The organism is Geofilum rhodophaeum (genome assembly GCF_002210225.1).
Lineage (GTDB): Bacteria > Bacteroidota > Bacteroidia > Bacteroidales > Marinilabiliaceae > Geofilum > Geofilum rhodophaeum.
Map to the genome: position 1 here is coordinate 429,659 of NZ_MWUJ01000001.1, position 22,149 is coordinate 451,807.

Annotated in this window: 18 protein-coding genes; 10 read left to right on the plus strand and 8 right to left on the minus strand. The window is 52.9% G+C overall.

The features are described 5' to 3' along the window. Positions 1 to 63 precede the first annotated feature (63 nt). From gdhA to B4W65_RS01555, 7 genes are all read left to right on the plus strand, one after another. Complete coding sequence (gdhA, locus tag B4W65_RS01525) at positions 64 to 1,401, plus strand: NADP-specific glutamate dehydrogenase (RefSeq protein WP_088653333.1); 1,338 nt, start codon at positions 64 to 66, stop codon at positions 1,399 to 1,401. An 86-nt stretch (positions 1,402 to 1,487) separates the two neighbouring features. After that, positions 1,488 to 2,252: a TatD family hydrolase gene (locus B4W65_RS01530; protein ID WP_088653334.1), complete on the plus strand. Its 765-nt coding sequence runs from the start codon at positions 1,488 to 1,490 to the stop codon at positions 2,250 to 2,252. A gap of 28 nt (positions 2,253 to 2,280) precedes the next feature. Then, the gene (locus tag B4W65_RS01535; protein ID WP_088653335.1) at positions 2,281 to 3,306 is read left to right on the plus strand and encodes an asparaginase; all 1,026 of its coding nucleotides are present in this window, start codon (positions 2,281 to 2,283) and stop codon (positions 3,304 to 3,306) included. A gap of 254 nt (positions 3,307 to 3,560) precedes the next feature. After that, positions 3,561 to 4,385 carry a MotA/TolQ/ExbB proton channel family protein gene (locus B4W65_RS01540; protein ID WP_088653336.1) on the plus strand — a complete coding sequence of 275 codons (825 nt, stop codon included), beginning with the start codon at positions 3,561 to 3,563 and terminating at the stop codon, positions 4,383 to 4,385. Positions 4,386 to 4,394: 9 nt separating this feature from the next. After that, entirely contained in the window at positions 4,395 to 4,841 is a 447-nt protein-coding gene (locus B4W65_RS01545) for a hypothetical protein (protein ID WP_088653337.1), read from the plus strand. A gap of 50 nt (positions 4,842 to 4,891) precedes the next feature. Next, the gene (locus tag B4W65_RS01550) at positions 4,892 to 5,473 is read left to right on the plus strand and encodes an ExbD/TolR family protein (RefSeq protein WP_088653338.1); all 582 of its coding nucleotides are present in this window, start codon (positions 4,892 to 4,894) and stop codon (positions 5,471 to 5,473) included. Beyond that, positions 5,473 to 5,952, plus strand: a complete 480-nt coding sequence (locus B4W65_RS01555) for an ExbD/TolR family protein (RefSeq protein ID WP_088653339.1) — start codon at positions 5,473 to 5,475, stop codon at positions 5,950 to 5,952. The genes B4W65_RS01550 and B4W65_RS01555 overlap by 1 nt, the downstream gene beginning before the upstream one ends. Positions 5,953 to 6,043: 91 nt before the next feature. Here the strand turns inward: B4W65_RS01555 and B4W65_RS01560 are convergent, their stop codons facing one another. Genes B4W65_RS01560 through B4W65_RS01580 form a run of 5 tightly spaced genes read right to left on the minus strand, consistent with a single transcriptional unit; the run spans position 6,044 to position 11,640 of the window. Continuing rightward, positions 6,044 to 7,243 (minus strand): ABC transporter permease, encoded by a 1,200-nt coding sequence (locus tag B4W65_RS01560; protein ID WP_088653340.1) that lies wholly within the window; start codon positions 7,241 to 7,243, stop codon positions 6,044 to 6,046. Positions 7,244 to 7,275: 32 nt separating this feature from the next. Beyond that, a complete protein-coding gene (locus B4W65_RS01565; protein WP_088653341.1) occupies positions 7,276 to 8,472 on the minus strand; it encodes an ABC transporter permease in 1,197 nt (398 codons plus the stop codon). A 5-nt stretch (positions 8,473 to 8,477) separates the two neighbouring features. Next, positions 8,478 to 9,464 (minus strand): HlyD family secretion protein, encoded by a 987-nt coding sequence (locus tag B4W65_RS01570; protein WP_088653342.1) that lies wholly within the window; start codon positions 9,462 to 9,464, stop codon positions 8,478 to 8,480. 15 nt (positions 9,465 to 9,479) lie between these two features. Then, complete coding sequence (locus B4W65_RS01575) at positions 9,480 to 10,991, minus strand: TolC family protein (RefSeq protein WP_088653343.1); 1,512 nt, start codon at positions 10,989 to 10,991, stop codon at positions 9,480 to 9,482. A gap of 4 nt (positions 10,992 to 10,995) precedes the next feature. Then, positions 10,996 to 11,640 (minus strand): TetR/AcrR family transcriptional regulator, encoded by a 645-nt coding sequence (locus tag B4W65_RS01580; RefSeq protein WP_088653344.1) that lies wholly within the window; start codon positions 11,638 to 11,640, stop codon positions 10,996 to 10,998. A 202-nt stretch (positions 11,641 to 11,842) separates the two neighbouring features. Here B4W65_RS01580 and B4W65_RS01585 point away from each other — a divergent pair, with 202 nt between their 5' ends. Continuing rightward, the gene (locus B4W65_RS01585; protein ID WP_240509445.1) at positions 11,843 to 14,863 is read left to right on the plus strand and encodes a PEP/pyruvate-binding domain-containing protein; all 3,021 of its coding nucleotides are present in this window, start codon (positions 11,843 to 11,845) and stop codon (positions 14,861 to 14,863) included. Here B4W65_RS01585 and B4W65_RS01590 read toward each other — a convergent pair. The 3 genes from B4W65_RS01590 to B4W65_RS01600 all read right to left on the minus strand — a co-directional run bounded on the left by B4W65_RS01590 (position 14,832) and on the right by B4W65_RS01600 (position 16,862). After that, positions 14,832 to 15,437 (minus strand): porin family protein, encoded by a 606-nt coding sequence (locus tag B4W65_RS01590; RefSeq protein ID WP_088653345.1) that lies wholly within the window; start codon positions 15,435 to 15,437, stop codon positions 14,832 to 14,834. The two genes, B4W65_RS01585 and B4W65_RS01590, sit on opposite strands and share 32 nt — an antisense overlap. Before the next feature lie 42 nt (positions 15,438 to 15,479). Further along, positions 15,480 to 16,103 (minus strand): GTP cyclohydrolase I FolE, encoded by a 624-nt coding sequence (gene folE, locus B4W65_RS01595; RefSeq protein ID WP_088653346.1) that lies wholly within the window; start codon positions 16,101 to 16,103, stop codon positions 15,480 to 15,482. Positions 16,104 to 16,259: 156 nt separating this feature from the next. Continuing rightward, the gene (locus B4W65_RS01600; protein ID WP_088653347.1) at positions 16,260 to 16,862 is read right to left on the minus strand and encodes a superoxide dismutase; all 603 of its coding nucleotides are present in this window, start codon (positions 16,860 to 16,862) and stop codon (positions 16,260 to 16,262) included. A 138-nt stretch (positions 16,863 to 17,000) separates the two neighbouring features. On the opposite strand from B4W65_RS01600, the gene B4W65_RS01605 reads away from it, so the two are divergent. Further along, on the plus strand, positions 17,001 to 18,302 hold the full coding sequence (locus tag B4W65_RS01605) for an MATE family efflux transporter (protein WP_088653524.1): 1,302 nt from the start codon (positions 17,001 to 17,003) through the stop codon (positions 18,300 to 18,302). 167 nt (positions 18,303 to 18,469) lie between these two features. Further along, positions 18,470 to 22,135 carry a PKD domain-containing protein gene (locus B4W65_RS01610; RefSeq protein ID WP_088653348.1) on the plus strand — a complete coding sequence of 1,222 codons (3,666 nt, stop codon included), beginning with the start codon at positions 18,470 to 18,472 and terminating at the stop codon, positions 22,133 to 22,135. Positions 22,136 to 22,149 lie beyond the last annotated feature (14 nt).

Genomic DNA, 22,149 nt, shown 5'->3' on the forward strand with positions numbered 1-22,149 from the left:
ACAATTTATCAGGGGCGGAGAAATAATTTTTATATTTGACTATGAATTTTAAACCAGCGCGATATGGACAGTAAGATGAAGGCCTTTATGGACGGGGTGCGACAGCACAACCCGGGTGAAGACGAGTTTTTACAGGCAGTACAGGAAGTGGTCGAGAGCATTTGGGACTTTTACCAGCAAAATCCGGCCTGGCAGAAAGCCAGTCTGCTGGAGCGCATGGTGGAACCCGAGCGGGTGGTAATGTTTCGGGTGCCTTGGGTGGACGACCGGGGCGATGTGAAGGTGAACCGGGGTTACCGGGTGGAGTTCAACTCGGCCATTGGGCCCTATAAGGGGGGCATTCGCTTTCACTCGAGTGTGAATCTGAGCGGACTGAAGTTCCTGGGTTTTGAACAGACTTTTAAAAACAGTCTGACCTCCCTGCCCATGGGGGGCGGCAAGGGCGGGTCGGACTTCAATCCACGGGGCAAGTCGGACATGGAAATCATGCGCTTTTGCCAGGCCTTTATGGCCGAACTGTTCCGCCATATAGGTCCCAACACCGACGTGCCGGCCGGCGACATTGGCGTGGGCGGTCGCGAAATAGGTTATATGTTTGGGATGTACAAAAAACTGCGCAACGAGTTTACCGGAGTCTTCACCGGCAAAGGACGCGAGTATGGGGGCAGTCAGGTACGCCCGGAAGCCACAGGCTTTGGCGCCATCTATTTTGTGCGCGAGATGCTGGCGCTGAAGCAGGACGACTTGAAGGGAAAAACCATTGCGCTGTCGGGCTTTGGCAATGTGGCCTGGGGGGCCGCCTTGAAGGCTACGGAACTGGGCGCCAAGGTGGTGACGATTTCGGGACCGGATGGCTATATTTATGATGCGGAAGGTATTTCGGGCGCAAAAATCAACTACATGCTGGAGCTGCGTGCTTCCAATATGGATGTGGTGGCGCCCTACGCCGAGAAATTCGGAGCACAATTTTTCCCGGGCAAGAAGCCCTGGGAGCAGGCAGTGGACATCGCTATTCCCTGTGCCATTCAGAATGAACTGAACGAAAACGATGCCCGCATGTTGATAGATAAGGGCTGTAAGTTAATTGCCGAGGCTTCGAACATGGGCTGCACCGCCGAAGCGGCCACCCTGGCTGCGGCTGAAATCACCTTCGCGCCGGGCAAGGCGGTAAATGCCGGTGGGGTGGCGGTATCGGGACTCGAAATGAGTCAGAACAACATGCGCATCGATTGGACGCGGGAAGAGATTGACGCCAAACTGCAGCAAATCATGACCAACATTCACCAGACTTGTGCGCGCTACGGCAAAGAACCCTCGGGCAAGATAAACTACATTAAGGGGGCCAACATTGGTGGCTTTGTTAAGGTGGCTGAGGCGATGATGGCACAGGGGGTTGTATGATGGGGTCCACGAATTGCACGAATCGAAGATCAGCGCAGCTAATTGACACGAATTAAGATTACACGAATTAGGACGAAGAACAGGAGATGATTGACAGTCACGCGCATATTTATGCAGAACAGTTTGACGAGGACAGAACTGAGATGATCGAAAGGGCCCGCAACGCGGGCCTTTCGAAAATACTTATGCCCAATATCGACAGAGAGAGTATAGGACCCATGTTGCAGACAGAAGCGCAATGGCCGGATATTTGTCACGCCATGATGGGCCTCCATCCTACCTCAGTTAAGAAGAACTACCGGGAGGAATTGGACGTGGTGGAGGACTGGCTGGGGCGGAGAGCCTTTTTGGCCATCGGTGAAATTGGCATGGATTTGTACTGGGACAAAAGTTTTCAGAAGGAGCAGGAGGAGGCCCTGGGACTGCAACTGCGCTGGGCGGCGGAGCTGGGACTGCCGGTGGTCTTGCATGTGCGGGAAGCTTTTCCGGAGATTTTCAAGGTTTTTGAGAAGCTCTACGATCCGCGACTTACCGGGGTTTTTCACAGTTTTACGGGCAGTGTGGAAGATGCACGACACATCTTGCAGCTGCCGGGCTTTTACCTGGGCATCAACGGGGTGGTGACTTACAAGAAGTCGCATTTGCCGGAAGTGCTGGCCGAGGTGGGTTTTGAACGCCTCTTGCTGGAGACGGATGCGCCCTATTTGCCGCCGGTGCCCTACCGGGGCAAGCGGAACGAGCCGGCCTATCTGGTGCAGGTGCGCGATAAGCTGGCAGAGATTTTCGGACGGGAGGCACAGGACATTACGAACAGCACTACCGCCAATGCGCAAAAGCTGTTTAGTCTGTAAAAACAGGATTTCATTATTAAGATAAAAGGTGGAAAAGAAGTTACTGATCATATATACCGGGGGGACCATTGGCATGGTCAAGGACCCGGATACCAATTCGCTCAAACCTTTTGAGTTTGATAAGATGTACCTGTGGGTGCCCGAACTGAAAAAATTCGAATTTAAGGTGGAGTACTTGTCCTTTGCGCCCCCGGTGGACTCTTCGATGATGGACCCGGCCATTTGGATTAAGCTGGCGGTGCTTATCGAGGACAACTACCACAACTACGAAGGTTTTGTCATTCTGCACGGCACCGACACCATGGCCTACACAGCCAGCGCCCTGAGCTTTTTAATGCACAACCTCAACAAACCAGTCATTCTCACGGGCAGCCAGCTGCCCATGGGGGCCATACGGACCGACGGCAAGGAAAACCTGCTTACGGCCTTGCAGATTGCCTCGGCCCAAAAAAACGGACAAGCTCTGGTGCCGGAGGTCTGCATCTATTTTCAGGACAAACTTTTCAGGGGGAACCGTACCACCAAATACAATGCGGAACATTTTCATCCTTTCCGGTCGGACAATTACCCGGCCCTGGCGGAAGTGGGCATCCACATCAAATACAACTACCCTTACATACGCTACGGCACCGATGAGGGGCATTTTCATGTGAGTCGTAAAATGGATACGGCCATTGCGCTGATTAAAATCTTCCCTGGCATGACGCCCTGGGTGCTGAATGCCTTACTGCAAGCCGAGGGCATCAAGGCCGTGGTGCTCGAAACCTACGGTTCGGGCAACGCACCTACCCACAAATGGTTCCTCGATGCGCTGGAAGGAGCCACCAAGAGAGGGTTAATAATTGTTAATGTTACACAGTGTTTGGCGGGCAGTGTAGAGATGTGGCGCTACGAAACGGGCCTCCGCCTTTCCAATCTGGGCGTTATCAGCGGGCACGATATGACTACAGAGGCCGCAGTAACCAAGGCCATGTACCTTTTGGCCAACAGCAGCAACCCCCTCGAAATCAAGGAAAATATGGGCAAATCATTGAAAGGTGAAATAAGTCACTAAAGATTTGCCGTTCTTATATTTTTTGTATTTTGCGCCTGCTTAAGCCAAAGAAAAACACAGTACTTTTGAGTGTTAAAGCCGCCAATGGTCGTGTTTTTAAACAGGGGAAGCGTAAAAAAATGTAATCTAAAATATTTGTTTTTAGCAAATGATAGATTTATTTTTGTCTTTATTGTTTTTAGCAAATTCAAGAACAAACCATTCAATCATTGAGTATTAACAAACCAATACAAATTTCAAATTAAGAACAGATTATGAAAAAGCTATTTGCGTTTTTAGCAGTTTTTGGGATGCTTAGTTTTTCAGCGGCATCGACCATTTATGCTCAGGAAGAGCAAGCCGCAGCCACTGAGGAGGTAACCACCCAGGAGGATGCAGCTGTTGTAGAGGATGTGGTTGAGCCTGAAAGCCAGGTGGACGAAGCAGCCCTGGCAGAAGAAGAAAAAGGTATCCACAAGCAAATTAAGGCCAAATTCATCGAAGGTGGTGCCATATTTATGAGCTTTGTGTTATTGTCGCTGATTTTTGGTCTGGCCCTTTGTATCGAAAGGATCATTTACCTGAACCTGGCTTCTACCAACACCAAAAAATTGCTCAAGAACATCGAGGATGCCCTTCAGGAAGGTGGCGTTGAAGCTGCCAAGGAAGTTTGCCGTAATACTCGCGGACCTGTTGCTTCTATTTTCTACCAGGGTCTGGACCGTTACGACGAAGGCATCGAGGTTATCGAAAAGTCTGTAGTTTCTTACGGTTCGGTTCAAATGGGTCTTTTGGAAAAAGGACTTACCTGGATCTCTCTTTTCATTGCCATTGCGCCTATGTTGGGTTTTATGGGTACCGTAATTGGTATGATCGAAGCTTTTGACCAAATTCAGGCTATGGGTGACATTTCTGCTTCTGCAGTAGCCGGCGGTATTAAGGTCGCCTTGATTACAACCGTATCCGGTTTGATCGTTGCCATTATCCTGCAGGTGTTCTACAACTACATCGTATCAAAAATCGATGGCATTGTAAACTCTATGGAAGATGCTTCCATCTCTTTGCTGGATATTCTGGTAAAATACAACGCTAAAAAATAAGACTGAATCATGACCAAACTATCAAAAATATTAAACATTGTGTTGTATCTGCTGCTGGCAGTGACCCTTGTTTTCGCCGGTTTGTTCTATTTCGGAGGCATTGTTGAGGGAGCCACTTACCTGACCCCCAACTACACCGAGACCTTTTTGAACTGGGGAATAGCATTGGTAATTGGTACAGCGGCAGTTACCCTCCTGGCAGAAATCGCCAACCTGGTGATGCACCCGAAAAATGCGGTTCGTTCCGTCTTGTCGATTCTGTTTCTGGCAGTAGTGGTATTCATTGCCTACAGCTTGGCCGACGCCACGCCACTGGTATTGGCCGGTTATGAAGGGCCCGATAACGTGCCTTCCATGCTGTTGATGGCGGATACCTTCCTGTATTCGATGTACTTTCTGTTTGGCGCAGCATTTCTGGCCATTTTGTACACCGAGCTGTCCAGGATTTTCCGTTAACACTTTTGGATTGCTTTACGCAATTCCACTAGATAAAACATTAGTAACCTATGGCTAGAAGAGAAACACCGGAAGTAAATGCAGGATCATTGGCAGATATTGCCTTTCTGCTCCTGATTTTCTTCCTGATGACCACCACCATGAGTACGGATGCGGGACTGGGTCGTACCCTTCCGCCGCCCATTCCACCAAATGAGGATCCGCCGCCACCAATTAGGGAGCGGAACGTGTTTGAGGTGTTGATCAACGCCAACAACCAGTTGCTGGTTGAGGGTAAGCCCATGGACTTGAAGGAACTGAAAGATGCTGCTAAGGAATTCATCGAAAATCCGATGAATTTGGAGACTATGCCTGAAAAGACAACCATTGAAGTTGAATTGATCGGGCCCATCACCACCACGCCCAAAGCAGTTATTTCACTCCAGAACGACAGGGGGACACAATACCAGACTTACCTGGCGGTTCAGAACGAATTGCAAAGAGCTTACAGTGAATTGAGAGAGCAGCTGGCCAAAAGCCAATTCAACAAAAGCTACAGCGAACTCAGTACCGATGAGCAAAAAGCCGTTCGTGAGGTTTATCCGCAAAAAATTTCCGAAGCTGAACCACGTAACGTAGGAGGAGGAAGATAATGGCAAAATTCAGAAAAAAGAAACCTTCAGGACCGGGTGCTATTAACACCTCTTCGCTTCCAGATATTGTATTTATGCTTTTGTTCTTCTTTATGGTGAGTACTACCATGAAGGAAGTGGACTTAAAAGTACAGGTACGCAACGCGGAGGCCACCGAACTGACCAAACTGGAGAAGAAGTCACTGGTTACCTACATCTATGTAGGGGTGCCCAATCGCCAGTTTCAGGGACGTTTTGGTACGGAGCCCCGGCTTCAGCTCAACGATCAGTTTGCCTCAGTGGACGATATTCAGAGTTACATCGTTCAAGAGCGTGAATCGATGAAAGAGAATGAGCGCCAGTTGATGACGGTCTCCATTAAGGCCGACTACGACTGTCCGATGGGCATTATAACCGATATTAAGCAATCCTTGAGAGAAGCTCAAGCTTTGAAAATCAGTTATTCTGCCATACAGGGTGATAATTTCACCAGAAACTAGAGCATAAAACTGTTCTTATAAATAATAAAGGGTCTGCCGATATCGGCAGACCCTTTATTATTCCCCCCATATCGATGTATCGTTCTTCACCTTAAGACTGCCTGGTCTGACGCCGTGCCACCCGATAGTAAGCCAGCAGGGTCAATAAAAAGTAAAGCAGGGCCTGAAGCAATAAAAAGCTGAGGGCGGGACCGATGTGCTCCATACCGGCACCCATGGTACGTACCCTGAGCCAGGCAGGCACCATGGTGGTAGAGGGAAAAACATGGGCCAGGGTCTGCAACCACGAAGGGATGGCCGAGGCCGGCCAGGAGAGTCCGGTTAGAAACAAGACCAGGGGCGATAAAAACACCACAAACAAAATGGAGTGTTCGCGGCGGGCAAAGAAAGTTGAAAGGGCCATGCCCAAAAAAATAACGGCCAGTAAAAAGGGCAGCATCAAGGCCAGGGCGGGCAGCCAGCTGGTTTTATCGGGCAGCGAAAACCAATGATAGACCCATACCTGCGTAATCACGAGATTAAACAGGTAAATGCTTAAATAAGCGCCCGCCTTACCCACCACCACCGGAACAATGCCGCCTTTGTGCAAAGCGCCCGGTACGGCAAAACGGAAGCGACCGCGTTCCCTGTCGGTACCGCCCAGCAAACCAATGCCTATCAGGAGCGTTTGCTGAATGATGACCAGCAACAAGCCGGGTACCACAAAGCTGTTGTAGCCGCCGGAGGGATTAAACAAAAGGCTGGTGCGCAAGGCCACCGGGTCGCGTTGCCTGAGTGCCTGTTCCATGGGGAGACCGGAAGCCAGCAGCCGCCGGACCTCCACCCCGCCTGAGAAGGTGCCTACTGCCTGCAGTGCGCCCATCATACTTTGCTTGTAGAGCAAGAAATACGAGGCATCGCTGTAGATGCCCACCTTGGTATGTCTGCCGGCCATAACATCCCGCTCAAAATCTTCAGGGAGCACCAACACGGCATTTACCTCGCCCGAATAAAAAAGGGCTTCTGCATCTTTCAGCGAGGGGACCTGTCGACTCAGCTGCAATTCCTCGGTGGCATCGACCATGCGGGCGACTTGTCGACTGGTAGCCGTGCCGTCGAGATCGACCAGGGCAACAGGCACGTCTTGTAGGACCTCCTTCTTATAAGCCAGGCCGTAAATCAAGGGATAAATAATCAGCGCCAAAAACAAAATCAGTAAAGCGCCGGTGTCTTTTACTATGGCCAACAACTCTTCGCGATAAAAACGGCTGGTAAGCTGTAAACCCACACTAAGGGATCGTATCAATTGCATGCTTGCAAGTTTTAAATATTGGAAGGAGACCTTCAGCAACGGTGCCGAAAGCGCTCGCTCAGCAGTACGCGTTTGAGGCGGGGCATACACAACAGGCCCAGTCCCACAAAAACCAACAGACCGGAAAGGGGCAGCACGGTGGTTCGCAAGGGCTCCGCACGGAGGGCCTGACCAATAAACACCTTCATCCAATGGTAGTAAGGAAAAAGAGCTGCAAGTACCCGGGCCGCCAAAGGCATGCCCATCACCGGAAAGGTAAGACCCGAATAGGTAAAGGCCAGCATGGCGTAGGCACTGCCCAGGGATAGGGATAAGCGGGCATTGGCGGTAAGGGCCACCAAAAGCACACCTACCATTTGATAGGCCAGGAGCAGCAGGACCTGAGCCAGCATAATGGCCCCCCAATATCCCCGCAAGGGAAAACCAAGGTGGCGGGCCAAAATAAAGTGCATGACCGCCACATTAATCAACATCAAAAGAAAATGCGGCAGAAGTTTTCCTGTTAAGGCCACCAGCATGCTGTCGCCTGCTGCCGACAGCCATTCCCTGCCTGTGCCTTCCCGAATTTCCATACCAATGGCGTAGATGGCCCCGAGAAGGGTGAAGACGACCACCAGTAAAGGCAGAAGGGCAGTCACCAAAAACCAGGCGTAATTGGTATAGGGATTAAACAGCACATGCGCATCCAGTCCCACCGCATAAACCTGACCATAAGCCAGCTCAGGCGCCAGGCCCTTTTTGGTGGCCACCTGCAGTTTAATGCCGGTAGACAGCGTACTGACCACCCGGTGAATGCCGCTTTGCAACAGGCCGCCTTTCAGCACATTGGTATTATTGACCATCAGGTCGAGGGTGCTTCCCTCTCCCTTCAATACTGCTTGCTCAAAGCCCTTTGGCAGGTACAAAATGGCGGCAACTTCGCCCCGAAGCAGGGCTTCCCGGGCCTGGTGCAAATCGCTCCACTTACTTTCTGTTTGGGCAATGCGGCTGGCATCAAGCATACGCACCAACTGCCGCGACAGGGCGGTCTGATCCTGGTTGACCACAGCTACCGGCAAATTGGAAGGCACCCCGGCCGCAAAAATATTCATCACCAGCAAAAAGGCCAGAAGGGGTCCCAGGATGCTGAGGAACCAGTAGACACGGTGACGGCCTATCCTGTCCAGTTCCCTGTACAACACACGTAATAGCGGACGATGCGCACCGCCTTGTTCCTTGTTAGCTGTCATCTCCTCTATTTTTCGTCCCAGTTGACCAAGGCGCTCATGCCGGGTCGCAGACCTTCAATGGGGGCCACCGGTCGGGCATGCACTTCAAAACTCTTTCGGTCAAAATCGCCGGTGGTTTTGGTGGCGTTCCAGGTAGCAAAATCACCAAGGGCAGCGATGTAACTCACCTCCAATTCTGCTGTCTGCCCACCCAGGGCAGGGAAACGAGCTTCAAAACGATCGCCCTTACGCAAACCGGCCAGCATATCTTCTCTGAGATTAAAAACCACCCAGACCTGACTCAAATCCACCAGCGTAACTACCGGGAATCCTGCCGGGGTCAGCTCTCCCCTTTCTGAGAGAATGTTGGCGACCTCGCCATTAATGGGTGCATAAGCGCGTGTTTCGTGCAGGAAGGCGCTTACTTCGGCAATCACTGCGTCTGCCTTACGAACCATCGCCGCAGCCGCCTCTTTGTCCTCCGACCGCGCACCTCCCTTTGCCTTCTCCCAAATGGCCCGGGCGGCTCCAGCGGTTTCCCGGGCAATGGTCAATTGCATTTCCATTTCATCCCTGCGCTGTGCAGGCACCACGCCACGCTCGTACAAATTTTGAATGCGCTCGTTGCTTTTTTCGGCAAATTCGAGGGCGGCTTCAGCCTTCAGATAAGTATTGTAAGCGGCCTGCACATCCTCTTTTTGGGCTCCGCTTAAGGCTTTTAGGTGCTGGGCTTCGGCGGCCATACGGGCGGCCTGGGCCTGACCAAGGCGTGCCTCTACTTCGGGACTCTCAACGGAGAATAAAAAGTCGCCCTGCCTTACACTTTGTCCCCGGTACACCGCAAGGGAGTCAATGCGACCGGTCAGCTTGAGGGAGACTTTCACCTGAGGGGCTTCCACCTGTCCCTGTACCTCGAGGGGAACGGGTTTGGCCAACAACCAGGTGGTATAAAGAAGAAAAATCAAGAGGGCGCTGATCAGGGCGCCTGCTATGATGTTACGGTTCTGCTTCATGGGTTCAGTATTTGTTTATTGCTGTGTTATGTAATGGGTAAAATATTCGGGCATTCCGGCCAGCTCGAGTAAGCGGGCCAGGGCCAGGTCGTACTGGTACATGGCCTGGAGTCGTTCTATGCGGACTTTAGATACGGCCAGGGAGGCCTCGGTGACTTCGGTGCTGGTAGCAAGGCCCTCGCTAAAGGCTTCGCGCCGCACCCTTTGGTACTCTGCGGCAAATTCTTCGGCAGCAGCAAGTTCCTGCAATTGCTCAAGCGCCATCTGTAATTCCTGATACATTTTTTCCAGACCCAGCTCCACGTCGCGGGAAGCTTTGCTAAATGCACTTAAGACTTGCTCTTCCTGCAAGCGGGCCGAGCGGTATTTGTGACGCGCCGATGTGCCGCCAAACAGTTTCCAACTGAAAGTAAGTCCCACCATGTAATCGGACATATTGGGCGACAAGTCGTAGGAAGCCAGGTTGTAATTACCAAAAGCGGCTACAGTGGGCAGAAGGCCCGAGCGCTCGACCCGGGAGGCTTGGGCTGCAAGGTTTTGCTTGGCCTCGACCTGGCGCAACTGGGGGTTGGCTTCGACTGCCCGTTGCTTGAAAAAGCTTAGGGGCTCGAGGGTGGGACTGTAAAACAGCTGGGTAAGCGGCAGGTAGTCCACCGCGGCGGTGTCGGCGAGACTGTTGGCCAATGCTTCGTTGAGCAGACGGCGTTGGCGACTGGCTTTTTTATACTCCCGATCGGCCTGGGCATGCATCACCTGGGCATGCAACCACTCGGCCCGGGCCAGCAGGCCCTCCTCATACATCTGAGTCGCATCGTTCAAATGCGCCGCCATGGCCTCAAGGACTTCGCCACGTACCAGCTCTGCTTCTCTGGCGAGGGCAAGACCAAAATAACGCTCCGCCACTTCGGACATCAGTCGCCCCGTTATATGCCTTTCCACTTCAGCGGCTTCGTTGATGCGAATACGGGCGGCCTCGTTGGCTGCCGAAATCCGCCCCCCAGTAAAAAGGGGCCAGGTGGCCCCTGCGCTCAGGGTGCCAAAGGGGGACTTCTGAATGAGTTTGTCCCACTCTGCATTTTCTACGGCCAATAAGCCTTCGGCCAACTGCTGTCGCACCGCCTGGGTCGAAACGGCGTCGGGCAACACGGGCAGCTGCGCCGCCGTGTTGGGGTCGGGATTGGGCACGCCGCTGAACTGTCCATATTGCGACAACGCACTGTACAAGGGGGTTATGGCGTCCTTTACGCCATGCATGTCAATGGTAATGTCGTCGGACAACACCACAAAGTTGGCGGACAAAGAGACCTGGGGCAGGCGCAAGGTCCGGACCGCCTTCCACTCGGTCTCCGCACGGCGCTTTTGCAGCACGGCCTGCTGTACCGACTCATTGTTCTGCAGTGCGGTTTGCAGCGCCTCCTCAAAACTCAAAGACGCCTGCTTTTGCGCAGCTAAACCGCTCATCGTGGACACAAGGACAAGCCCCATCCCCATCCATTTGCTTCTCACACTAAGTTTAAAATATTTCATAAGCCTATATACTTGCGTTACTAACCTTACTACTTGCGCTACCACGGAGACTCGCCATAATCAGCTCAACAACTCTTAGCCGGTCGCTCATCTTAAGCGGCTCCTGCACAAAGAGTTGCTTAAAACGAATGTTGATGAATTCGATGGGGTAAATAACGGCCATCAGATAAATCTCTTCCTCGCGAAAACCCTCTTCAACCTCGCCACGCAGCCGGCCCAGCATGGCCACGCGGGAGCAAAGACTTTGAATGTGCTGCAGCTGTTGCGGCTGTATGGAGAAACGATAATCGTTGATCAGGGAATACACAAAGCGTACTCGATGGGGATCTGCAGCTGCCAAATCGAAAAAATACTGCACCAATGGCTCAATCACCTCCCGAATGCTGCTGCAGTGCGTCAAGGTTTCTTCAATTTGCCCAGTGATGCCACGTATCGTTTCATCGAGCAAATCACTAACCAGCTCATATTTGCCGGCATAAAAACGGTAAAGATAGCCTGTCGCCACATTGGCTTTCCGGGCTATGGCGGCTATGGAGGCGCCTCCATAGCCCTCCTGAACAGTGAGTTCCACGACTGCTTCCTTTATCCGATGCAGTTTACTTTCGTCGATGAGTTTGGCCATAACAGAGATAAATGAATGACTGTTCATTCATTGTTTCGACAAAAATACGATTTGATTCTTTCAGTCGAATCGTTTTAACGCTTTTTATGCCTCAAAAGAACAGAGGGGCCACTGAAGCGGAGAGAACATTTCCTCAAACGCTGAGGCTTTGTGTCCCCGAGAAAGAGATAAAATTGTATTTTTACAGAAACTGCAGCGGTCACCACCGCTTGCACCAACCAAAAGGACTATGAGAAACATGACGCTGGAACAGATATACCACAACGCGCAGAACCATTTTGAAGAAACCGCTTTTGATCAGCTGATGCAGAAGCGCATCCATAAGGTTTTGCTGATTTGCAGCTCCTACGATGCCTTTATGCTGGAAGAGGACGGGCGCATCGACGAACAGATTTTTAACGAGTACGTTTCGTTGAACCTGCGTCATCCACCTCAATTCATCCAGGTCAGCTCGGCCGAGGCAGCCTTTAAGGCGATGGAGGAACACCAAATTGACCTGGTCATTACCATGCTGAGTGTGGGGGGCATGGACCCTTTTAGTCTCTCCAAGAAAATTAAGGACAGCAATCCAATGGTTCCCATTGTGGTGCTCACCCCCTTCTCGCGTGAAGTATCGATGAAACTGAGTCAGGAAGATACCAGTGCGGTGGATTACGTGTTTTGCTGGTTGGGCAACACCGACCTGCTGCTGGCCATCATCAAGCTGATTGAGGACGAAATGAATGCCCCTTTCGATGTAAATGAAATCGGGGTACAGGCCATTTTGCTGGTGGAGGACTCGGTGCGCTTCTATTCGAGCTATCTGCCGCTGATTTATAAAATACTGTTTAAGCAGTCGCGCAAATTCATGACCGAAGGCCTCAACGAGCACCAGCAAATGATGCGCATGCGCGGCCGACCGAAAATCCTTTTGGCACGTACCTACGAGGAGGCCCTGGGCATTTACCGCAAATACCAAAAGAACATCCTGGGCATCATCTCGGATGTCAGCTTTAACCGCAAGGGCGAAAAGGACTATCAGGCCGGCGTGCGCCTCGCACGCCGGGTCAAGAAGGACAATCCCTACATGCCCTTCCTGCTGCAATCGAGCGACCAAAACTTTCACGGCATCGCCAAGGACATTCGGGTGGGCTTCATCTATAAGCACTCCAAATTACTGCTGCAGGAATTGCGCGAATTTTTGAACAACTACCTGGCCTTTGGGGATTTTATTTTTATTGACCCCGAAACCAACGAGGAGGTGGCGCGGGTAAGCGATTTGCAGGAACTGCAGGACAAGCTGCTGGCCATACCCAATGCCTCCCTGCTCTATCACTTTAAGCGCGATCACGTATCTAAATGGTTGACGGCCCGTGCTTTGTTCAGCATTGCCACCGTGGTAAAGGAACTCAAGGTGAGTGAAGATGCCGAAATAGAGAAAACGAAGCACGAACTCTTTCACATCATTGCCCACTTTCGCATGTATAAAGGAAGGGGCATCATTGCAACCTTCGACACAGAGCGCTACGATGAGTATGTGAATTTTTCCCGCATTGGGGAGAGCTCCATTGGCGGCAAGGCCAGGGGCCTGGCCTTCCTGAGCACCTTAATTAAAAAATATCCGGTTTTCAAAAGCTTTGAGGATGTCATCATTACCATTCCACGCACCGTGGTATTAGGGGTCGATATTTTCGAGTCCTTCATGGATATGAACAACCTCTATCCCCTGGGCCTTTCGGACGCCACCGATCAAGACATTCTGGAGCAGTTTGTAGCCGCGTCGCTGCCGCCAGAGGTGGAAGAAAAACTGCTAAAACTGGCCCGGGTGATACGCCGACCGGTGGCCATTCGCTCTTCGAGTATGCTGGAGGACAGTCACCACCAGCCTTTTGCAGGCATTTACTCGACCTACATGGTGGCCCACACCGACAACTGCGAACGTATGGCCGCCCAGATGGCCGATGCCATCAAATGCGTTTACGCCTCGGTGTATTACAAGGCCAGCAAGGCCTACATGACCAGCACCCTCAACCTCATCGACGAAGAGCGCATGGGCATTGTTCTGCAGGAAATTGTGGGACAAACCCACGACGACCGTTTCTACCCTACCTTTTCGGGCGTGGGACGTTCGGTCAACTTCTACCCCATCCCTCCGGAGCGTTCCGAAGAAGGGGTGGTGAACGTGGCCCTGGGTCTGGGCAAATACATTGTGGAAGGGGGCATGTGTCTGCGCTTTTCGCCCGAGTATCCTCAAAAAGTCATTCAATTGTCGTCGCCCGAAATGACCATTAAAGAGACCCAGAAAACCTTCTATGCCCTTGATTTGAATGCCGACCGCTTTGTGCCTTCGGTGGACGACGGCATCAACATTCAGAAACTCGACTTACGCACGGCGCTGGACGACGGCTCTCTGCGCTGGATCGGCTCCATTTTGGACATGCAGAACCATGTGGTGCGCGACGGGACCATGGCCGAAGGCTATCCCCTGGTGACCTTTGCCAACATCCTAAAATACGAAGCCTTTCCGCTTGCCGCGATCATGAAGGAGGTCATGAAAATTGGTCAGAAAGAAATGAACCAACCGGTGGAGATCGAGTTTGCCGTGGACCTGCAAACGCCCGAGGGTTCCCCCTCGGTCTTTTACCTGCTTCAAATCCGCCCCATAGTGGACAGCCGCACCTCCTTGGGTCCCTCAGTCAAGGTAGAGGACTCAAAAGACGCCTTCCTGTTCAGCGAACACGCCCTGGGCAACGGCACCATTTCGGAGATTAAAGATGTAGTGTACATCAAACCCGAAGGCTATAAGCCGGGCAAAAACACCGATATTGCCCGCGAAATAGAAGCCATCAACGACCGCCTGCAAAAGGAAAACCGGCCCTACCTGCTCATTGGCCCCGGTCGCTGGGGCTCCCAGGACCCCTGGCTGGGTGTACCCGTAAAATGGGGACAGATTTGCGGCGCACGAGCCATTGTGGAAATGGGTCTGGAAAACTACAACGTGGAGCCGAGTCAGGGCACCCACTTTTTCCAGAACCTCACCTCACTGCGGGTGGCCTACATCTATACCAACAACCACCTCAACAACGGGCGACTAGATATTGAGTGGCTCAATGGTTTGGACAGCCAGTACGAAACGGAGCACATCCGTCACGTACAAACAAAATCACCGCTCATCCTAAACCTCGACGGGCGAGAAGGAAAAGCGGTGATGTATTATGCAGGCAAAGCGCCCTGTCCCACTAAAACAAACGGAAACCCAGGGAAACAATAAGCGATTTGGTTTTCCGCTCCATCTCGTTGCTGCGCGAAATGTCGTTGAGTCCCCACTCGTAGCGGGCATCCAGACTCAAACGAGCAATCTGAACACCGGCACCCAACTGGAAATTCCAGTTGGTGCTTTTAAAACTGTCGCCATCGTAGTCGGTAAAGGCCGCACCAGCCAGCTTCACCTCTTCCTTCGAACGAAAAGAAGCCACCGGTCCGCCCACCCCATAAATCTTCACCAATTTCAGATCAATGGCGTCCAGGTGCACCAAAAGGGGCACATCCCAACTCGAATAAGAAAGCGACTCACTGCCCTCAGGATCAAAATCGGTCTCGCTTTTCTTCTTAGAGTAATAGAGCTCAGGCTGCAGCGACAAATCGCCCAGCAGGTGAATGCGCGTCCATGCACCCACCAGGTAGCCCGTTTTAAAATCGTCTCTGGCGCTTTCAAAATCGTAACCCGCCTCGGTATTGAAGCTGGTAGAGTTGAAGCCGGTTTTTACGCCCATCTGAAATTTCCCCTGGGCCTGCATCAAGGCCACAGCACTCAGCAAAATGGCAATCACAAAAAATCTTTTCATACTGGAAAAATTAATTGGTAAAGTACTAGGTAAAAGGCCGATTTAATGCAGGCGCGACCCAATAATGTTGAAGAACTCCTCGCGCGTTGCAATATTCTTTAAAAACGCCCCGGTAAAATCCGAAGTGGTGGTCACCGAATGCTGCTTTTGCACCCCGCGCATTTGCATACACATGTGCTGGGCCTCAATAACCACCGCTACCCCCAGGGGATTCAGCGTATCTTGAATACAGTCCTTGATCTGCGTAGTGAGCCGCTCCTGCACCTGCAAGCGCCGCGCAAAGGCCTCTACCACACGGGCAATTTTACTGAGACCGGTAATGTGGTGTCGGGGAATGTATGCCACATGGGCCTTGCCAAAAAAAGGCAAGATGTGGTGTTCGCACATCGAATAAAGCTCTATATCCTTGACCACCACCATCTGCTGGTAGTCCTCACGAAACATCGCCGAGCGAATGATCTCCTCAGGCTTCATATTGTAGCCCTGCGTTAAAAACTGCATCGCTTTAGCCACCCGCATGGGTGTTTTCTCCAGCCCTTCCCGGGTCGGATCCTCTCCCAGCAGCCGCAGGGAGCGCTCATACACCTTAGCCAATTGGCTGGTGGTTTCATCGTCGTACGACTCTATTTTGGCATAGCCGTTGCCCTTATTCAAAGAAAATTCCATAAATACTGTGCTTTAAAAGCCAAAAGAAAAAACAAATATAAGGCAAAAACATCTTTCGGGCGCTTTACTTTGAACGGAACAGCCGAAAAGACCCAAAAAAAGGTGCCCCCTCATCGAGAACACCTTTTCTTCCACATAAAACCATATTTTAAAGACTTAGGCTTTGAAGCGGGCAGCCACCTCATCCCAGTTTACTACGTTCCAGAAAGCCTGAATGTAATCGGGACGACGGTTCTGATACTTCAAATAATAAGCATGCTCCCAAACATCAAGACCCAAAATGGGTGTGCCTTTTACATCGGCCACATCCATCAGAGGATTGTCCTGATTGGGGGTAGAACTTACCACCAACTTGCCATCGGCCGTCTTTACCAGCCAGGCCCAGCCTGAACCAAAACGGGTAGCAGCAGCCTTCGAAAACTCCTCCTTAAAGGCATCGAATGAACCAAAATTTTTCTCTATCGCCTGAAGCAAATCTCCGGAAGGCTTGCCGCTGCCATTGGGTCCTATTACTTTCCAAAACAAAGAGTGGTTGTAAAAACCACCACCATTGTTGCGTACTGCAACACTGCGCTTAGACACATCGGCCATCAGCGCTTCTATGGACTTGGAGGCATCGGCTGAGCCTTCCAAAGCCGCATTCAAATTATTGGTATAAGCAGCGTGGTGTTTGGTATGGTGGATTTCCATGGTTGCTGCATCAACATTGGGTTCTAATGCGTTGTACGCATAATCCAGTTTAGGTAATTCAAAAGCCATTTCTCTTATTTTTTAAGTTCAACTTTAACAAGGTACAAAGAAAGATCCTTATTGCGACCTTTTCTAAATAACAAACAGCTCAGGAAGCAAAAGGTTCAAGTCTCCTCCGGAAATTTGATTACTTTTGCACCCAAAAAAGTGAACAAAACCATCCTCCGACTTGCCGTACCCAACATCCTGACCAACCTCACTGTGCCCATGCTGGGCATGGTAGATATGTACCTGATGGGGCACCAAAGCTCGGTGCACTTTATGGGCGCCGTGGCCTTGGGCGGAGTCATTTTCAACTTTGTGTACTGGGGCTTCGCCTTTTTGCGCATGAGCATCAGTGGCGTAGCGGCCCAGACCTACGGGCGCAACGACCGCAGCGAAATGGCGCTGGTGCTGGAGCGGGGTTTGTTGGTGGCACTGATCGGCTCCCTCTTGTTGGTTTTGTTGCAGGGTCCCCTGGCACAATTCAGTTTTTGGTTGCTCGAGGGCAGTGCCGAAGTCAAGACCCTGGCCCGGGAATACTTCTTTGTCCGCATTTGGGCCGCACCGGCCGCCATCCTCCTCATGGTGATTTACGGCTGGTTTTTGGGGATGCAAAACGCCCTCTACCCCATGGCCATTGCCATCACAGTCAACGTAGTGAACATCCTCTGCAGCTTTATTTTTGTGGAGTACCTCGATATGCAAATACGGGGCGTGGCCCTGGGCTCGGTCTGCGGACAATACAGCGGCCTGGTGCTGGCCACCGTACTATTTCTCAGAAAGTACCGCTGGATTCTGCCCCACTTCACCCTTCAAAGCGCGCCACTTTTAAGCAAAATGCGCCACTTTGCCGACGTCAGCGGCGACATTTTTGTACGGACCCTCTTCATCATCATCGTCTTTACTTTTTTCACCTCGCGCTCGGCGGGACTGGGCGATCTGACGCTGGCCATCAACAGTGCCCTTCTGCAATACCTCATGCTGTTTTCCTATTTTCTGGATGGCTTTGCCTACGCCGGAGAAGCTCTGGTAGGCAAATATTTTGGCGCCCGACAGCGCCAAAAACTGCAACACACCACGCGCCTGCTTTTAAAGTGGGGACTGGGTTTCGCCTTCGTCTTCACCGCCCTTTATGCACTGGCCGGAGAAGGCCTCCTGAAAATTTTCACCAACCAGGCCGAAGTCTGGCAAGCCGGTCGCCCCTACCTCCTGTGGGTGATACTTATTCCGCTGATCAGTTTTGGCTCCTTCATTTGGGACGGCATTTACATCGGCATAACCGGCTCAAAGGCCATGCGCAACTCTGTAGTGCTCGCTGCCCTGCTGCTTTTTTTCCTACCTTTTTACCTGCTTACTCCCCTTCTCGGCAACCACGCCCTGTGGCTCTCCATGCTGCTGTTCATGGGCGGACGCAGCCTTCTGCTCACCCTGCTCTACCGCCGCACCCTCAGCACCTCTTTTCAATAAAACAAAAGCAGGCATTGACATCCTCCAAAAAATAAAGGAACTTAAAGTCTCCTAATCCTTTCGGATACTCCGCCTACCCCGGCGCGCACTGCACCCCGCTCAAAACTAAACCGCAGCACACCCCACTGTAACAAGCTGGTCGACCTTTGCACACAAAGCAATGAGCTATGAAAAAGGCATGGATCGTTTTAACAGTCGCTTTTTGGGCGGTACAACTGAGCGCACAAAACTGCGAATACTTCTCCAAGGGCAACGATATGGTGCAGGACAAGCCCTGCGCCCCGGTCGCAGCCAGTTGGGAAATCACCTATGGGGGACTGACCTATACCGGTCCCAATGTGCAGTTTTATATCGACTGGGACGACGGCACGCCGCCAGAGCTCGTAAATCCCACTTTTAATGCCGCGCTCGACCGTTGGGAATATACCGGTACCCACACCTATCCCAAGGGGGGCGACCAGTGCAACTACGAAACCCGCACCATGCTGGTGGTCGATGGCGAAATGTGCACCAGCTCCATCCAAACCCAACAAGTCACCGTTTGGGATACCGACGACGAAAACGGCGGGGTAATGTCCATCACCCCGGAAGTCTTCCCCATTTGTCTGGGCAACGACGGCACCGTGACCTTCACCGACGCCAGTCAGTGGAACTGCGTGCCCCCCATTGAAGAAGACCGTAAAAACACCAACAGTCGCTGGATACAGTGGGTGTACGGTACCGGCGGCACCACCATACTCGATGCTACCGTGGACGGCAGCAACCGCAGCTTCCCCTTCCGCACTCCCGTAGAAAAAACGCCCCAGCCGGTAGAAGGACCCGTACCGCCCATGAACGAAAGCATGGAAATTTACATCCCCGACTACTATGCCTTGGGCGATTACTTTGAAGTCACTCTGCGCAACTGGAATCAGTGCAACCCCTACGACGACCCCACCATCCCGGGTCCACCCTCCGATGTAATCAACGGCGATTTCCCGCCCGTGGAGACCACCGCCATGGCGCTGATTGTGGCCCTTCCCGACGGCAGCATCACTGCCGTGGGCCCCTTCTGCGACAACATCACCGCCCAATTTTTGGATGCCGCTACCCCGGGCGGCATGTGGAGCGGCAGTGGCATCATCGACGAATTTACCGGACTGTTTCACCCTGGAACCGCCGGTCCCGGCACCCACCTCATCAGCTATGCCGTAACCGATGCCAACGGCTGCAGCGCCACCGGCACCACCAACATCGAAGTACTGGAAACCCCCTCTCTGAGTCTGACCGACGGCAGTCCCATCTACCTGTGCCCCGGCCTCAACAAACAACTCGAAGTCAACATCAGCGGCGGAGCCACGCCCTACAGCTACAGCTGGAGCGGCGACACCGGTCCCCTCAGCAGCACATCAGTCACCAACCCCATCTTCGAAACCACCACAGTAGGCAGCTACGACCTGCGCTTCAGCGTGGAAGACAACGAGGGTTGTCGCCGTAAGCTCGACATCAACATTGCGGTAGAACCCGTTGACATCACCTTCATTCCACCCACCCTCGAAGTCTGCCAGGGCAGTCCCCTCACCCTCCAACCCATAGTGGACGGCGGCTCCCGCAACTACATCTTGCACGAATGGAGCGGCACCCACAGCGACAAGCTCTCGGCCACCGATGTGGAGCAACCCGAATTCGACACCTCGGAGACCGGAACCTTTAATCTCCGTTACCGGGTGACCGACAACATGAGCTGCAGCGACGAAGCAGAAGTCACCGTAGTGGTAAAACCCCAGCCGACAGTCAGCGCCGGAGACGATGCCCTACTGTGTACAAACACCCATACCCTCACGGCCAACTCCGTCCCACCCATCAATGGCCTCTGGCAGCAAGTCAGCGGTCCCGCCCCCGCCACCTTCGGCAGCAGTACCACCCCCACTACCCAGGTGCAGGTCACCAATTTGGGCAGCTACATTTTCAGCTGGTCGGTGGACCTCGATGGCTGTCGGGCAAGCGACGAGGTGGATATCACCTTTGGCAGTCTCCCCAACCCCGGCATTATGGACCCCGAAGAAATATGTGGCCTGCAAGCCACCCTCGAAGCCTATCCCGACAGGACCGGGGGACAGTGGCTGGTTGTTGACGGTCCCGCCCTGGCGAGTCTGGACGACAGCAACTCCCCACTGACCGAAGTGGAGGTGGCCGAGCCCGGAGCCTATACCTTTAAATGGACCGAAAGTGCCGGTCCCGGCTGCGAAGGCAGCGCAGAGGTGATCCTGACCTTCCGCCCCCAGGCCCGTGCTCTGGTCGATCCCCTGCCCCCGCAAAGTTGCGCCCCCTACACCGTAAACTTCAACAACCAGTCGCAAAACGCAGCAACCTACCGTTGGGAATTGGGCGGTGGGGCCAGTTCCACCGAAGCCAATCCGGAGTTCACTTACGAAAATCTAAGCAACGACCTGCTGAGCCACACCATAGTGCTGCACGCCGAAAACCAATACGGCTGCAACGACAGCTTCAGCTTTCCGCTGAATATAGCTCCGCGTCCCCTGGCCCGGGCAAGCGCGACCCCCATCGACGGCTGCTCCCCCCTGGAGGTCACTTTCAGCAACAACTCCCTGGGCGCCACCACTTATCGGTGGGACTTCGACGATGGCTCTGCGGCCGTTTCTGAGGCGGCACCCACCCACACCTTCATCAATACCGCCTCCTTTGTGGCGGTCCACCAGGTACAACTCACCACCGAAAACGACTTTGGCTGCAGCGACCAGACCACCCTGCCCCTTACCGTGTATCCCGGTTATCAGGCGGGACTCAGCGCCCTTCCCTTAAGTGGCTGTTCCCCTCTGGAAGTGAGCTTTGAAGCCCTGCCCGGAGCCGCCACCTATATGTGGGATTTTGGCGACGGCAGCAGCGAAGAAGGCAGCGCTTTAAACAGTCACCTCTTTACCTGGGACGGCGAAGGCACGCAGACTTTTGAAGTCACAGTCACCGGCAGCTCTGTATTCAACTGCAGCGCCACCGCCCGCATTAACATTCAGGTAGAAAACTGTCCACCCCCCAGTCCGCCGCTTATTGACTACGGACAAAACGCCGAAGGCTGCCCGCCACTCACGGTGAACTTCAGCAACAACACCCAGGGGGCAGACAGCTACTTGTGGGAATTTGGCGACGGCCGCATGTCGCACGAAACCACGCCCACCCACACCTACCAAGCACCCGGCACCTACCAGGTACAACTCACCGCCACCGGTCCCGGCGGCACTTCCCAATCCAGCGAAGTGCAGGTTCACGTTTACCAAAACCCCACCGCCCTGTTCGACGTGGTGCCCAAAATCATCTACCTGCCCGGTGAGCGACCCGTCTTCATCAACCGCTCCGAAAATGCCAGCGACTACCTGTGGGACATGGGCGACGGCAGCACCTACCGCGATTTTGCCCCCAGTCACACCTACACCCAACCCGGCCTCTACACCATTGGTCTGACCGCGATCAGTGCCGAGGGTTGTGAGGACCGCTACCAGATGAATGAAGTGCTGAAGGTGGAAGTGGGGGGCGAACTGGCCTTCCCCAATGCCTTTACTCCGGATCCCTCCGGTCCCTCCGGCGGCCGCTATGAGTTTGGCGATCCACGCAACACCGTATTCTACCCCTCCACCCAAAAGGGCGTAAGCGAATACCTCTTGCAGATTTACACTCGTTGGGGCGAGTTGGTTTTTGAAAGCAAGGATGTAGAGATAGGCTGGGACGGTTACCACAACAAGCGACTGGCCCCCCAGGGCGTCTACATCTGGCGGGTACAGTACAAAACCGCCGATGGCCGCATGAACACCCGTGCAGGCGACGTCACCCTGATCAGATAAGTAACAGAAGAAAG

Coding starts and splice junctions, on each gene's coding strand:
- gdhA (WP_088653333.1), top strand. CDS start 64: ATGGACAGTAAGATGAAGGCCTTTATGGACGGGGTGCGACAGCACAAC.
- B4W65_RS01530 (WP_088653334.1), top strand. CDS start 1,488: ATGATTGACAGTCACGCGCATATTTATGCAGAACAGTTTGACGAGGAC.
- B4W65_RS01540 (WP_088653336.1), top strand. CDS start 3,561: ATGAAAAAGCTATTTGCGTTTTTAGCAGTTTTTGGGATGCTTAGTTTT.
- B4W65_RS01545 (WP_088653337.1), top strand. CDS start 4,395: ATGACCAAACTATCAAAAATATTAAACATTGTGTTGTATCTGCTGCTG.
- B4W65_RS01550 (WP_088653338.1), top strand. CDS start 4,892: ATGGCTAGAAGAGAAACACCGGAAGTAAATGCAGGATCATTGGCAGAT.
- B4W65_RS01555 (WP_088653339.1), top strand. CDS start 5,473: ATGGCAAAATTCAGAAAAAAGAAACCTTCAGGACCGGGTGCTATTAAC.
- B4W65_RS01560 (WP_088653340.1), bottom strand. CDS start 7,243: ATGCAATTGATACGATCCCTTAGTGTGGGTTTACAGCTTACCAGCCGT.
- B4W65_RS01565 (WP_088653341.1), bottom strand. CDS start 8,472: ATGACAGCTAACAAGGAACAAGGCGGTGCGCATCGTCCGCTATTACGT.
- B4W65_RS01570 (WP_088653342.1), bottom strand. CDS start 9,464: ATGAAGCAGAACCGTAACATCATAGCAGGCGCCCTGATCAGCGCCCTC.
- B4W65_RS01575 (WP_088653343.1), bottom strand. CDS start 10,991: ATGAAATATTTTAAACTTAGTGTGAGAAGCAAATGGATGGGGATGGGG.
- B4W65_RS01580 (WP_088653344.1), bottom strand. CDS start 11,640: ATGAACAGTCATTCATTTATCTCTGTTATGGCCAAACTCATCGACGAA.
- B4W65_RS01585 (WP_240509445.1), top strand. CDS start 11,843: ATGAGAAACATGACGCTGGAACAGATATACCACAACGCGCAGAACCAT.
- B4W65_RS01590 (WP_088653345.1), bottom strand. CDS start 15,437: ATGAAAAGATTTTTTGTGATTGCCATTTTGCTGAGTGCTGTGGCCTTG.
- folE (WP_088653346.1), bottom strand. CDS start 16,103: ATGGAATTTTCTTTGAATAAGGGCAACGGCTATGCCAAAATAGAGTCG.
- B4W65_RS01600 (WP_088653347.1), bottom strand. CDS start 16,862: ATGGCTTTTGAATTACCTAAACTGGATTATGCGTACAACGCATTAGAA.
- B4W65_RS01610 (WP_088653348.1), top strand. CDS start 18,470: ATGAAAAAGGCATGGATCGTTTTAACAGTCGCTTTTTGGGCGGTACAA.